We start from the raw sequence: 13,406 nt of genomic DNA, 5'->3' as shown, positions 1-13,406 counted from the left end.
ACGCACGACCCGGAAGCCGGGTCGTGCGTCAAGGGCACCCTTCTGCCGGTGCCGCCCTAATTCAATTCGTTGGGTCTCAGAGCTTGTAGCTGAGCTTCAGCCAGGCGTTGCGCGGGTTGCCCTGCGTGTAGCCGTTGTAGGCGCCCAGGCCGTTGTAGTAGCGCTTGTCGCCGAGGTTCTCGATGTGCAGCGACGCGCTCAGGCGGTTGTTGATGTCGTAGCGCGCCATCAGGCCGAACAGCGTCAGGCCGCCTTGCGAGGCACGGCCGAGTTCGTTGAACTCGTCGTAATAGATGCCGCTCTGGTAGCTCACGCTGCCGCCGACGGTGAGCTTGCTCCATTCGCCGGGCAGGCGATAGCTGGTGCTCACGCGGAACAGGCGGCGCGGGTATTGCGGGTTCAGCAGCACGCCGTCGGTGTCGCGCTTGGCGTGGTAGGTGTAGCCCGCGAGCATCTGCAGGCCCGGCAGCACTTCGCCGGCGGCGGTGAGCTCGAAGCCCTTGCTCTTGGCGCCCTGCACCGCGCGGTACGGAATGCCGCCGTCGGGCAGCAGAGAGCCGGCGTCGCGGTCGATCACGGCGAGGTTGGTCTCGCGCGTCTTGAAGATCGCGGCGCTGGTGTTGAGCTTGCCGCCGAAGTGCTCGCCCTTCAGGCCCAGCTCGATGTTCTTGCCGCGCTGCGGTGCGATGAGCGAGTTGTTGCGGTCGCGCACCGTGTTGGGCTGGAAGATGTCGGTGTAGCTGCCGTACAGCGAGAGTTCCTTGCTCACGTCGAACACCACGCCCAGGTAGGGCGTGACCACGCCGTTCTCGCGCATGGAGCTCACGCCGGTGCGGCGCCAGGTGGTCCAGTCGAGCGTGGACGCATCGGATTTGTACCAGGTGCCGCGCGCGCCGATGATCACCGACAGCGGGTCGGCCAGCCGCAGGCGGGTCGAGGCGTAGATGGCCTTTTCGGTGGTGCTCGACGGCGCCGTGTACAGCGGGTACGAGAACGAGGTCGGCTCGGGGAAGCTCTGCAGCTGGTAGAAGTTCAGCGGCCGGCGGTCGATCATGCGCGGCACGGCACCGCGCGTGTAGACCGTGGCGTCGTAGGTGTTGTAGCTCATGCCCACCACGGCTTCGTGCGTCTGGCCGAAGGCCTCGAACGGGCCCTTCAGGTGCACGTCGAGGGCCTTGTTGGCGCCTTCGGCGGGGTTCTCGCGGATGTCGATGGTCGAGGCGCCGGTGCGCTCGTTGATGGCGCGGTAGATGCTCAGGTCGCCCGAGGCACGCTCGCGCTTGCTCTTGAGGTAGCTGGCATCGACCTTCAGCTGCCAGCCGCCGCCCAGTTGCTGGTCGAGGTTGGCGAACAGCTTGTCGCTGTACATGTCCCAGTAGCTCCACGGGGTGCTGGAGTTGAACGAGCGCGGGAGGTTGGTGCGCTGGCCGTTGCTGAAGAACAGCGGGCTCTGGCCGTAGTTGGCGCCGGCTATGGCGGTCTTCTGGTGCTCGAAGCCTACCGAGAGGCGGGAGCCCGCGGCGAGGTCGACTTCGAGAATGCCGTACAGCGCGTCTTCGGTGCGCTTCTTGTTCTCGATGAAGTTCTTGCCGTCGGTGCGCGAGGCCATGAAGCGGCCGCGCACGGTGCCGGCCTCGTTGAGCGGGCCGCCCACGTCGATCTCGGCGTTGTAGCGGCTCCAGGAGCCGATGCCGCCCGAGATGTGGCCGGCAAACTCGGAGGTCGGGCGCTTGCGCACGAGGTTGATGGCGCCGCCGGGCGAGCCCACGCCGTTGAGCAGGCCGGCCGCGCCGCGGATCACTTCGACTCGGTCGTAGAAGGCGGTGCTGATCATGCTCGACTCGCCGGCCACGCTGTTGAAGCCCAGCGTGGGCACGCCGTCGATCATGGTGCTCAGCGCGAAGCCGCGCGACGAGAAAGTCACGCGCTCGTCGTTGCGGTCGGCCACGATGCCGGGCGTCTGGCGCAGCACGTCGTCCAGGGTGACGAGGTTCTGGTCGTCGATCTGCTGGCGGCCGATGACGCTGATCGACTGCGGCGTTTCGCGCAGCGACAGGTCCATGCGCGTGGCGCCGGCGGCGGCGCGCGTGGTGTACGAGCCCGTGCCTTCGGTGGTGCCGTCGGTGGAGGCCTGCGCGGCCACGGTCACGGCGGGCAGCGTCGAGGCGCTGGCCGCGCTCTGGCGCTGGATGGTGACGCGCATGGGGCCGTTGCGCACCGCCACGAGGCCGCTGCCGGCCAGCAGCCGGTCGAGCGCCTGCTGGAAGCTCAGGCGGCCCGACACGGCCGGTGCGGCCAGGCCCGAGACCACGTCACCCGCGGCGAGCACCTGCACGCCGGTCTGGCGCGACAGCTCGTTGAGCGCGGCGCCCAGCGGCTGGGCGGGCACGTTGATGTCGCGCGCTGGGGCGGCGGCCTGGTCGGTGCCCTGGGCGGCGGCAAGGCCGCTCCAGCTGGCAAGGGCGGTTCCGAAGGCGGCGGCAAGCGCGGCGCTCAGGAGTCGGTGGCGGGGCGAGAAACGCATGGGGGAAGGCTCCAGACAAATAAATCGGTGCGACATGAAAACCGGGGCGCGCTGCATCCGTCGATCGGATGCGGGGTGCTTCTGGATGTAAGACGTTTGAACTCGAAAAAGAGAGACAGGCCCGTGACACGCCGTCGGCCGCCGCGTCGATGCGGGTCGAAAAAAACTGAAAAGGAACGGGCGCGCCTGGGGGCGCACCGGGGTCAGCGTGCCTGCAGGCTCACGCTGCCGTCGGGACGGGTGACCGCCACCAGCGGCAGGATGGCGGGCAGCGCGTCGAGCAGGCCGGCCGAGTCGTTGGTGCGAAAACGCCCCGAGAGCCGCATCGCGTCGATGCGGGCGTCGGCGCCCACGATGGGCGCGTTGCGGTAGCTGTTGACTGCGGCCAGCGCATCGCCCAGCGGCGTGTTGTCGAACACCAGCCAGCCGTCGCGCCAAGCCGAGAGGGCGGCGGTGTCGGCCTGGCGCACCGGGTCGGCGTGGCCGTCGCGCACCTCGAGCATGTCGCCGGCGCGCAGGTCGACCACCTCGCCGCTGCGCTCGGTGCCGGCGTGGCGCAGCACCTGCACGCGCACATGGCCGTGCTCGACGCCCACGGTGATCGGGCCGCCGCGGTCGCGCACGGTGAAGGCGGTGCCGACGACTTCGATGAGGGCTTCGCGCGTGCGCACCACGAAGGGCCGGTCGGCGTCGGGCGCCACATCGAAGCGGACTTCGCCGCGTGCCATGTCGACCATGCGGCGGCGGCGGTAGAGCGTGACGTCGACGGCGCTTTGCGGGGCGAGGTCGAGGCGGCTGCCGATGCCGTTGGCCGATGCATCCGCGGTATCGGCCAGCGTGACCTTCAGCATCCGCGCGTTGGGCGTGCGGTAGGCGGACTGGAACACCGGCTGTTGCCAGTACCACTGCACGCCGCGCCCCGCGACCACGCCGGCACCGAACAGCCCGGCGACCGACAGCAGCATCTTGCGGCGCGAGGGGTTGCGCGGCACCGGTGCGGGTGTGGGTTCGTCGAAGTGCGCGCGCAGGTCGTCGGCCATGCCGCCCAGGGCGTTCCAGCGCTCGCGTGCCTCGCGCACGGCGGCGGCGTGTTCGGGCGAGCGGGTGCGCCACTGGTCGAGCGCGAGCCGGGCGCTGTTGGCGGCGGGGCTCGGCGGCGCGATCTCGTCCTCGACGATGAGCGCGAGCGCGCGTTCGATCAGCCGTTCACGCGGAACGACCGCAGGGGCCGCCACGGTCATGAGAAATCTTCAGCCAGTGCCGTGTCGAAACCCGCGTGGCTGTTCACCGCCTGCGGCTCGATCAGTTCCTGGCGCAGCTCGGCGAACACGCGCGAGCAATCGATGGTGGCGCGCAGCAGGTGCTTGGCGACCGCCATCTCGGTGATGTTGAGGCGCTGCGCAATTTCGGCGCGCGAGTGGCCATAGGCGCGGAACAGCAGGAACACCTCGCGCCGGCGCGGCGGCAGCTGCTCCATGGTTTCGACCACGCGGCGCAGCACGCGGTGCTGGGCCACGACGTATTCGGACGACGGGGCCGTGAGGTGCGTGCCCACGACGGCATGCGAGACGGCCCACTCCTGCGCCACCTTGCGATGGCGCGCTTCGTCGATGCACAGGTTGCGCGCCACGCGGAACAGCAGGGCACGCGGCGACTCGATGGCGGCGCCGTCACGCAGGCCGAGCGTGTGCGTGTACACGCGCTCGAAGCTCGACTGCGCAATGTCGGCCGCATGGTGCGGGTCGCGCAGGTCGCGCGTGAGCTGCCGGCGCAAGTCCGCGCAGTGAGACACAAGTTCCTGGACGAGGTCGCGCATCCGGTCGCCTTCTCGCAAGCATCGACAAAAGACCCCTGGGCCGATGGCTGGAGCGCGCCGGTGAAGAGGAGGCGAGGGCGCTGGCTTCGGTGACCCCGGGGATGGGGTGAATAAGAACTATTCTTATTGAGTGTATCACCGAAGCATTGCATCCAGGGGGCTAAACCACGGGCGCGGCGTGGGCGGGCCGCTCTACGGCCGGCACCTGTGGCGCCTGCGCCGTGTGCCGCGGCGTGGCGTTGAGCAGCGCTTGGCCGATCTCGTCGGAGCGGATGGCGGTGACCGACAGCAGCGTGTCGCTCAGGCCGTGGCTGGTCTCGCAGGCGCCCTGCAGGAAGATGCCCGGGCGCAGCGCCGGCGTGCCCTGCACGCGGTAGTCGCGGTCGACCGAGAAATCGCCCAGGTAGGGCGCCAGCGGTGCCAGCAGCGTGCGGTGCGCGTCGCGCGCGTAGCCGGTGGCGAGCACGACGGCGTCGTAGGCTTTGTCGAGGCGCGCGCCGGTGTTCAGGTCGTGCAGCGACAGGTGGATGCCGTCCTGCGCGGCGCGCACGGCCGACACCTCGTGCCGCCGCAGGAAGCTGTGGCGTGTCGAGCCGGCCACGCGCTGGCGGTAGAACACGTTGAAGATCTGCTGGATCAGCTCCAGGTCGGGCGCCGCGTAGTTGGTGTGCCAGAACTCTTCGAGCAGCTCGGCGCGCTCGTTCACCGAGCGGTTGAATACGAAGTCGGTGAAGTCGGTGTTGAAGATCTCGTTCACGAACGGGCTGTCGTCCGAGGGCTTGATGGAACGCGCACGCATGATCAGGTCGACCTGCGGCTTCGCGGGGTGCGACTGCAGGTCCATGAAGATCTCGGCCGCGCTCTGGCCCGCGCCCACGATGGCGATGCGGTCGGCGCCCGGGTGGCGGGCAATGGCCTCCAGGTAGGTGCTCGAATGGAAAACCCGGCCGTCGTCCTTCAGCGGCTGGAAGCGCGCCGGAATGTTCGCCACGCCGCCCACGCTCACCACCAGGTTGCGCGCCAGGCGCTCGCGCACCGCGCCGTTGGCGTCGCGCGAGCGCACGCGCAGCAGCGAGACCTCGTCGCCCTTCATTTCGGGCACCACCTCGAACACGGCCTCGCCGTAGGCGCAGCGGTCTTCGAACTGCGCCGCGGCCCAGCCGAGGTAGTCGTTGAACTCGTGGCGGCTCGGGAAAAAGCTCTTGAGGTTGATGAAGTCCTGCAGGCGCTCTTTCTCATGCAGGTAGTTCAAAAAGGTGAAGCGGCTCGACGGATTGCGCAGCGTCGCCAGGTCCTTCAGGAACGAGATCTGCATGTGTGCGTTGTCCAGCAGCATGTTGCGGTGCCAGACGAAGCCGGGCTGCTTCTCGATGAACAGCGCATCGACGAAGTGGCCCTTCTGGCGCTTCTCGTCGAGCGCAATGGCCAGTGCGATGTTGGACGGGCCGAAGCCGACGCCGATCAGGTCATGGATTTGCATGGATGTCCTCCAGGGATGGCTCGTGTCGACGAGCCGGGGCCGGCGAAGCGGCGGTGGGTTCGGCGCGCGGAATCCACAGCGCCTCGCCGAAGAAACGCTCGCGCCACAGCACGCCCAGCAGGGCGCGCTTGTGCGGAAAGTCGAACTCCTTCACATGGGCGTAGCCACAGCGGCCCAGGCTCCGGATCATTTTTTCGTTGTCGGCGCGCGGCTCGATCACCAGGCGCTGCGTGCGCGCATCGTCCAGGAAGAGGTAGTGCGACACCGACGGCATCCAGGCCGTGAGAAAGGGCTTGCCGCGAAAGCGCGCCTCGCCCACCAACGCGTGCCAGCCGCGGTCGTGGTCGGCGGCGTCGTAGAACGGCGCGATGCGGTCTTCCTTCGCCCAGTAGGCTTCGAAGTAGCCAAAAGGCTCGCCATCGAAGCGGCCGACGAGGCCGGTCACGCGCGGGTCGGCCGCAATGCCTTCGAGGTACTGGCGGTGGCGCGCAAGGTCGCCTTCCTCTTCCCAGAAGTGGGCGACCACGGGGTCGTTCATCCAGCGGTTGAAAGCGGGCAGGTCGCGTTCGATGTCGACCGTGTCGAGCGTGAGCGTCTGGTTCAGCCACGGGATGTGACGGCGGTACACCGTGCCTTGCGGCTTGGCGGGGCGCAGCGGATGGCGCTTGCCCTGCGTGACGACGAAGCGCTGGGCGAAGGGCTCGCGCGGCTGCGGAAGCCAGGCGCGCGGCCACTGCCAGAAGGCCTCGCGCGCGACCGTGGGCAGCGCGCCCTCGGCCGGCGTGACGATGCCCGCGTCCACGAGTCGCGTGCCGCTCGGCAATGGCGATTGCAGCGCCAAGTGGCGCGCGGCCGGGTGGCGCTGGAAGGCCGCCTCGATCGCCGCCAGCAGGTGCGCTTCGTCAGGCTCGCCCGCGCACGCGCCCAGCCATTCGAGGCGCGGCTTGCCGGGCTGCTCGCGCAGGGCCCAGGTGCTGCTGTGGCGGTCGCCGTCGTGCGGTGTCACCTTGAGCGCGGTGCCTTCCAGCCGGACGTCCAGCACCCGGCCTTCGGGATGCGCGTGAAAGCGCCATGCAGTGTCGTGGGCGGCCAAGGAAAACCTCCGTGCTGTGGTCGATGTGTGGGATGTAGAAGGAAGACGCGGGCTGCGGCCGGATGTTTAGTCGGCGGTGCTGGCACAGCGCTCGCGCTCGAACGCCGGCGAGAGCGGACACGCGCCGCAGTAGCCCAGCCGCGGCACGAGGTAGCAGAGGCAGCACTGCCGATACAGCGTGACGGGCGGCGCGCTGCGGTCGGCCACGCGCACGCCGCGGCGCGCGGGCATGAACATCGGGTTGTCGCGCGCCTCGCCGCCCGATTGCGGCCAGGTCGGGCGGTGCAGCAGGTGCTCGAGGTCGGCGGCCACGGCGGGCGCCTGGCCGCTCATTCGCAGGCCTTCTTCCAGCACTGGCTCGAGGTAGCGCACGGCGTTGCCCCAGAGGATTTTGGGCGCCAGGCGCGTGAGCTGCGTCAGCCGCGCGAACAGGGGCGCCAGGTGCGTCCACAGCAGCACGTCGTAGCGCGCGGCGGTGTCGGTGCCGGGGCGCGGCGTGCCCATGTCGGTGATGTGGAAGCACTCCGGGTCGCCGTCTGCATCATCGAGCGACACCCAGACCTGCTCGGGCGTGACCGGAAAGCCGTGCTGCAACAGGCTCGCGGCCGCAGCCACGGGCGGCAGCAGCGCATGCAGGTAATTCATGCTCCAGGCGGACGCGACCGCGCGCAGGTCGCGTTCCGGCATGTTCAGCGTGCGCGCCTTGAGGCGCAGCAGCGCCAGCAGGCGCGGCGGGTCGGCCAGCAGGTCGGCCACGCGCACGGCGTCGGGTGGCGGGTGCGCGGCGCAGGCCAGCGTTTCGCCGTACGGCGCCCACTCGCCCTGGAAGATCGGCGCGAGCAGGGGGATCACGGGGCGAGGCCGAAGGCGGCGTGGGAGGCGTGAAGAAGGCACGAAGGCATGCAACAGGAGACGCGCCGCCGGCCCGGAAATTTAGTCCGCCGTGGTGCCGCGCCTAAACAGCGTGCGCCACGGAGCGTCTACTCACTCATCGACAGCAGTGCAGGCGTGCGAATCCCCATGAGCTTCCCGAGACACCGTCCCTCCGATCCGGCCTTCAGCATGGCCTGGCGGCTTTTTCGCGAGCTGCACGATGCGCCGTCGCCCGAGCGCGCCGAGCAGCTCGTGGCCTGGCTCGGCCAGGACCCGCGCCACGTGCGCGCGCTCGACGAGGCCCTGACGCTGTGGGCGCTGGCCGGCGCCTCGGTGGTGGAGGCCGCGCGCGAGGCAGGGGCGCAGCCGCTGCTGCAATAGTCGGCCGTCCGTCGGTCTCGCTTTCCTAAACAACCGGCCGCGCCGAACGTCATTGCAGGGAGCCCATCTCCCTTTGCAACGAACCGTCCGCCGCATGAACATCACACCCGCCAGCGCCCCCGCGTCCGAACTCGTCCGGCTGTTGCGGCCCTACTTCCCGTGGATCGCGCTGTCGACCGTGACCGGCATCGGCGCGGGCGTGGCGACCGTCGCGCTGCTGGCGACCATCAACCAGGTGCTGCACCGCCCCGGCGGCCTGGCCGGCGGGCTGCTGCTGACCTTCATCGGCCTGTGCGTGGTGGCACTGGTCGGGCGTGCCACTTCCGACATGTCGAACAACGTGGTCGGCCAGCGGCTCGTGGCGCAGGTGCGCAAGAGCCTGGCGCTGAAGATCCTTGCGGCGCCGATCGATGCGCTCGAACGCTACCGCATGCACCGCCTGATGCCCGTGCTCACGCAGGACGTTGACATGATCAGCGACGTGGCCTTCATGCTGGCCTCGACCATGATCGCGCTGGCTGTGTCCTTCGGCTGCCTGGGCTACCTGGCCTGGCTCTCGCCGCCGCTGTTCGGCTTGTTGCTGGCGGCGCTGCTCGTGGGCATCACCGTGCAGAGCCTCGCGCATGTGCGCGGCATCTCGGGCTTCTTCAAGGCGCGTGAACAAGAAGAAGCGCTGCACAAGGCCTACCGCGGCATCAGCGAAGGCGCGAAGGAGCTGCGCATGCACCGCGCGCGCCGCGCCAAGGTGTACGAACAGCAGGTGGCGCACACGGTCGAGCGCATCCACGACATCAACCGCCGCGCCATCAACATCTTCGTGCTGGCCTCGTCCTTCGGCTCGGCGTTGTTCTTCCTGCTGATTGCGCTGATCCTCGGCTGGGCCGCGTTCCGCGACACCGCGCCGGTCGTGCTCAGCGGCTTCGTGCTGGTGCTGCTGTTCCTGAAGGGGCCGCTCGACCAGGTGGTGGCAGCCCTGCCGCATCTGGGGCGTGCGAAGGTGGCCTTCGAGCGCATCGGCGACCTGTCGGCCCGCTTCGCCACGCCGGAGCCGCACCTGGACCTGCACGCGCCGCCCGCCACGCCCGTGCTGCACGACGCCATCGAACTGCGCGGCGCGCGCTATGCGTTCCCGGCGGTGGAGGGCGCGGAGCCCTTCGTGCTCGGTCCGGTGGATTTGTGCATCGGCCGCCGCGAGATCGTCTTCATCGTCGGCGACAACGGCTCGGGCAAGACCACGCTCATCAAGCTGCTGTTGGGCCTGTACGCGCCGGTGGCGGGCGAGCTGCTGCTCGACGGCAAGGCCGTGACGCCCGAGACGCGCGACGACTACCGCCAGCTCTTCACCACCGTGTTCTCGGATTTCTATCTGTTCGAAGACCTCGTGGCCGGCGAAGAGGGCGGTCATCAGGCGCTGCCTGAAACCGCCTTGCCCTACCTGCAGCGCCTGGAGATCGCGCACAAGGTGTCGGTGAAGGACGGCGCCTTCAGCACCACCGACCTGTCGACCGGCCAGCGCAAGCGGCTGGCGCTGGTGCATGCGTACCTCGAAGGCCGGCCGGTGCTGGTGTTCGACGAATGGGCGGCCGACCAGGACCCGGCGTTCCGCCACTTGTTCTACACCGAGCTGCTGCCGGAGTTGCGCGCCAAGGGGCACTCGCTCGTGGTCATCTCGCACGACGACCGTTATTTCCATGTGGCCGACCGCATCGTCCACATGAAGGCCGGGCGCATCGCGCAGGCCACGGAGGCACCGGCGCCGAGCCTCGCGGCTTGACGGGCGTCGGTGGCAGGGGCCTCAGCCCCGCGCCGGAATCCCCAGGCCCTTCACCACGGCGGGCCGCGCCACGAAGGCCTCGAGCACGCGCGCGACGTTCTTGAAATCGCTGAAGCCCACGAGGTCGCCGGCCTCGTAGAAGCCGATCAGGTTGCGCACCCACGGGAAGGTCGCGATGTCGGCGATGGTGTAGCTGTCGCCCATGATCCATGCGCGGTCGGCCAGGTGCTTGTCGAGCACGCCGAGCAGGCGCTTCGATTCGGCCACGTAGCGGTCGCGCGGGCGCTTGTCTTCGTAGGCCTTGCCGGCGAACTTGTTGAAGAAGCCGAGCTGGCCGAACATCGGGCCGATGCCGCCCATCTGGAACATCACCCACTGGATGGTTTCGTAGCGGGCCGCCGCATCCTTGGGGATGAACTGGCCGGTCTTTTCGGCGATGTACAGCAGGATGGCGCCCGATTCGAACAGCGCCAGCGGCTGGCCACCCGGGCCGTTGGGGTCGAGGATGGCGGGGATCTTGTTGTTCGGGTTGAGCGACAGGAATTCCGGCGACATCTGGTCGTTGGTCTCGAAGCTCACGAGGTGCGGCTCGTAGGGCAGGCCGGTTTCCTCCAGCAGGATCGACACCTTCACGCCGTTGGGCGTGGGCAGCGAATACAGCTGCAGGCGCTCAGGGTGCTGCGCGGGCCATTTCTTCGTGATGGGGAAGTGCGAGAGATCGGTCATGGGGCGGGTCCTTGGGAGTCCGTGGGAGAGGGGCAACAACGGCGAGCGCCGGATTCTGCCCGGCTCAGGCTGGCGATGTGCGCGCATGGCCTTGCAGGCGCGGCAGCACCTCGCGGCCGAGCTCGTCGACGATGTCCAGTGCGGGCCGCGGGCTGCTGCGCGCGAGGTTCAGCAGCACATGGGCGACGCCAGCGTCTTCCATGCGGTCGAGGTAGTCGACGAGCGCATGGCGTCCCGTGCGCAGGCCGAGTTCGATGGGTTCGGCGGGCGCGTCGGCGTCGTCCAGCAGGTCGAGCTGCAGCGATTGAATGAAGGGCTTGGCCTCACCACCCGCGCGTTCGCGCAGCGCGGTCTGCCACAGGCCGATGCGGCCCTGCTGGCGCGCTTCGTCGCGGTGGTAGGTGGCCCAGCCGTCGGCGTGGGCGGCGGTCCACTGCAGCGACTGGCGCGCCGAGCCCACCACCAGCATGCCGATGCGCGCGGCGGGCGGCGCCATGAGGTCGTGGCCGCCGGTGGCTTCGTGCAGTGCGGCGCGGTCGCTCGCATCGGGCGAGAGCGCCGAGCGCACGAGGTTCCAGCGTTCGCGGAAGACGTCGCCGAGCAGCGCGATGTCCTGCTGGAAGATGGCGAACTCGGCCTCGCGATCGCCCGAGCCCAGGCCGAGGATGAAGCGGTCGTTCGAGAGGCGGTTGAGCGAGAGCGCCGCCTTGGCCACATGCAGCGGATGGCGCAGCGGCAGCACGGCGGCGGCGGTGCCGAGCGCGATGCGCTGCGTGGCGGCGGCCAGTGCGGTGAGCCAGACAAAGGGCTCATCGAGCACCGCGGTCGCTTCGCCCTGCGGCAGCATCACCGGCACGTCGCGCGTCCACAGCGCGGCAAAGCCGAGGGTGTCGGCCAGGCGGGCCAGGTGCAGTTCGATCGCGGGGTCGGCCATCGCCCCGTGCGGGCGCGCCAGCGGCGTCATCAGGCCCAGGGTGAGCCGCCCGGCGAGCAGCGTCTGCCGGTAGGCAGTGTTGAACGGCGCCATGGCGGCGTCAGGCGCGGCGCTTGCGGGGAGAGGACGTGGAGGGCGTGGCCTTGGCGGGCGCGGCAAACAGCCGCTCGATCGACTGCCGCACATCGGCCTGCATGTCGGCAATGGCCTTCGCATCGCCCGAGAGGTGCTTGAGCAGCGCCTGCAGGAACAACCCGTCGAAGAGCGCGTAGCAGGCCGAGGGCGGCAGGCCGGGGTCTTGGCCCGAGAGTTCGGCGAAGCGGCTCATGATGCGCCAGATCATGTCTTCGAGGCTCTTGTCGATTTCCACCACGTCGTCGTGGAACGCGGCTTCAAACAGCGCCTGCGAACGCAGGTCGTACCAGAGCCGGTGCACGTGGCCTTCGCCCTGCAGCGTGTCGCCCAGGCTCTGCAGGAAGCCTTCCATGAGCTCGTCGTAGGTGGTGGCGGTGTCGACCGCGTGGTCGTAGCGCGTGACGCAGCGCGCCTTGTACTGCTTGACGCTGCAGACGATGAGGTCGACCTTGTCGCTGAAGTAGTAGTGCAGCACGCCGTGCGAGAACTCGGAGTTCTGCGCAATTTCACGCAGGCTGGTGCGCGCGTAGCCGAGCGTGGCCAGCGTGGTGAGGGCGGCTTCGCCGAGTTCGGCGCGGCGCTCCGCGAACTTGTCGGCCGGCGCCTTCTGCACCCGCCCGGTGTGCTTCTTTACCCGTGAATGAGTGGTCATTTCTAGCCAGGCCGCAGAGTGCCGGCCGCTGTGTTTCCTGGTGATTGCAAACCATAGCACGCGGCGTGGGAAATCCCTCGTACGTGCATTCCAGAGGCATTTTACGAAATTTGGGCAGTCGTCAAAAAAATTCTTGACACTCGTCAAGTCGATTCCTAGCATGGCCGCTCCATCTCATAAACATATCCACAGGAGACAAGTGATGGCCAAGTTCGACTTGACGGGGCGCAAGGCCCTGGTGACGGGTGGTGCGCGCGGCATCGGCGCGGGCATTGCACAAGCACTGGCGCAAGCGGGTGCGTCGGTGATGATCGGCGACGTGCTCGCCGACCTTGGGAAGGAGACCGCGCAGCGGCTCTCGGCCGAAGGGGCGAAGGTGGGCTTCGTCCCGCTCGACGTCACGAAGGACGGCGACTGGGCGGCTGCCACCGAAGCCACGGTGAAGGCACTCGGCGGCTTCGACATCCTGGTCAACAACGCCGGCATCGAGATCACCTCGCTGGTGATCGACGTTGACGGCGACGACCTGCGCCGCATGCTCGACGTGAACGTGGCCGGCACGCTGCTGGGCATGAAGCACGCCTTTCGCGCCATGCGTCCCGGCGGCAGCGCAGGCGGCGGCGGTGCGGTGGTCAACATCGCTTCGGTCGCGGCCACCATCGCCTTTCCTGCCATTTCCGGCTACTCGGCGACCAAGTCGGCGGTTGACCGCGCCACGCGCGTGGCGGCCATGGAGTCCGGCAAGCTGGGCTACGGCGTGCGCGTCAACTGCATCTACCCCGGGCTGGTGCCCACTGACATGGGCATGAAGCTCGCCAACGACATCGTGGCCGCCGGGCTTGCGCCCAGCGTCGAGGCCGCCGTGGGCGATGTCATCGGCCAGACGCCGCTGGGCCGCCTCGGCGAGGTCGGCGACATGGCCGACGTGGTGGTCTTCCTCTGCTCCGATGCGGCCCGGTTCATCACCGGCGCGGGCCTCGCGGTGGACGGTGGCATGGGCATGTGAGCGATCAACAAG

The 13,406-nt window shown here is 69.0% G+C and carries 12 protein-coding genes; 3 read left to right on the top strand and 9 right to left on the bottom strand.

The features are described 5' to 3' along the window. Positions 1 to 76: 76 nt before the first annotated feature. The 6 genes from IG196_RS21680 to fhuF all read right to left on the bottom strand — a co-directional run bounded on the left by IG196_RS21680 (position 77) and on the right by fhuF (position 7,765). On the bottom strand, positions 77 to 2,524 hold the full coding sequence (locus tag IG196_RS21680; RefSeq protein WP_192192961.1) for a TonB-dependent siderophore receptor: 2,448 nt from the start codon (positions 2,522 to 2,524) through the stop codon (positions 77 to 79). A 203-nt stretch (positions 2,525 to 2,727) separates the two neighbouring features. Next, positions 2,728 to 3,765, bottom strand: coding sequence for a FecR family protein (locus tag IG196_RS21675; RefSeq protein WP_192192960.1), 1,038 nt, complete (start codon positions 3,763 to 3,765; stop codon positions 2,728 to 2,730). Then, entirely contained in the window at positions 3,762 to 4,340 is a 579-nt protein-coding gene (locus IG196_RS21670) for an RNA polymerase sigma factor (protein ID WP_099791583.1), read from the bottom strand. Before IG196_RS21670 ends, IG196_RS21675 begins: the two co-directional genes overlap by 4 nt. Before the next feature lie 160 nt (positions 4,341 to 4,500). Then, on the bottom strand, positions 4,501 to 5,820 hold the full coding sequence (locus IG196_RS21665) for a lysine N(6)-hydroxylase/L-ornithine N(5)-oxygenase family protein (protein ID WP_192192959.1): 1,320 nt from the start codon (positions 5,818 to 5,820) through the stop codon (positions 4,501 to 4,503). After that, entirely contained in the window at positions 5,807 to 6,913 is a 1,107-nt protein-coding gene (locus IG196_RS21660) for a GNAT family N-acetyltransferase (RefSeq protein ID WP_192192958.1), read from the bottom strand. Before IG196_RS21660 ends, IG196_RS21665 begins: the two co-directional genes overlap by 14 nt. Positions 6,914 to 6,979: 66 nt before the next feature. Next, the gene (gene fhuF / locus IG196_RS21655; RefSeq protein WP_192192957.1) at positions 6,980 to 7,765 is read right to left on the bottom strand and encodes a siderophore-iron reductase FhuF; all 786 of its coding nucleotides are present in this window, start codon (positions 7,763 to 7,765) and stop codon (positions 6,980 to 6,982) included. A gap of 168 nt (positions 7,766 to 7,933) precedes the next feature. Here fhuF and IG196_RS21650 point away from each other — a divergent pair, with 168 nt between their 5' ends. Together IG196_RS21650 and IG196_RS21645 are read left to right on the top strand one after the other, a co-directional pair. Then, positions 7,934 to 8,167, top strand: coding sequence for a hypothetical protein (locus IG196_RS21650; RefSeq protein WP_192192956.1), 234 nt, complete (start codon positions 7,934 to 7,936; stop codon positions 8,165 to 8,167). Between the two features lie 94 nt (positions 8,168 to 8,261). After that, positions 8,262 to 9,941, top strand: a complete 1,680-nt coding sequence (locus tag IG196_RS21645; protein ID WP_192192955.1) for a cyclic peptide export ABC transporter — start codon at positions 8,262 to 8,264, stop codon at positions 9,939 to 9,941. A gap of 21 nt (positions 9,942 to 9,962) precedes the next feature. Here IG196_RS21645 and IG196_RS21640 read toward each other — a convergent pair whose 3' ends face one another. The 3 genes from IG196_RS21640 to IG196_RS21630 form a co-directional block, all read right to left on the bottom strand. Continuing rightward, positions 9,963 to 10,667 (bottom strand): glutathione S-transferase N-terminal domain-containing protein, encoded by a 705-nt coding sequence (locus tag IG196_RS21640; RefSeq protein WP_192192954.1) that lies wholly within the window; start codon positions 10,665 to 10,667, stop codon positions 9,963 to 9,965. Positions 10,668 to 10,731: 64 nt separating this feature from the next. Then, positions 10,732 to 11,694, bottom strand: coding sequence for a TIGR03571 family LLM class oxidoreductase (locus IG196_RS21635; RefSeq protein WP_192192953.1), 963 nt, complete (start codon positions 11,692 to 11,694; stop codon positions 10,732 to 10,734). Positions 11,695 to 11,701: 7 nt separating this feature from the next. Further along, a complete protein-coding gene (locus IG196_RS21630; RefSeq protein ID WP_192192952.1) occupies positions 11,702 to 12,388 on the bottom strand; it encodes a TetR/AcrR family transcriptional regulator in 687 nt (228 codons plus the stop codon). Positions 12,389 to 12,590: 202 nt separating this feature from the next. On the opposite strand from IG196_RS21630, the gene IG196_RS21625 reads away from it, so the two are divergent. Next, positions 12,591 to 13,394: an SDR family NAD(P)-dependent oxidoreductase gene (locus IG196_RS21625; RefSeq protein ID WP_192192951.1), complete on the top strand. Its 804-nt coding sequence runs from the start codon at positions 12,591 to 12,593 to the stop codon at positions 13,392 to 13,394. The last annotated feature ends 12 nt before the right edge of the window (positions 13,395 to 13,406 follow it).

Source organism: Variovorax sp. 38R (assembly GCF_014843395.1).
Classification (GTDB): domain Bacteria; phylum Pseudomonadota; class Gammaproteobacteria; order Burkholderiales; family Burkholderiaceae_C; genus Variovorax; species Variovorax paradoxus_H.
The sequence above is the reverse complement of the archived record's forward strand: the minus strand, read 5'-3'. Positions and strand labels throughout refer to the sequence as shown.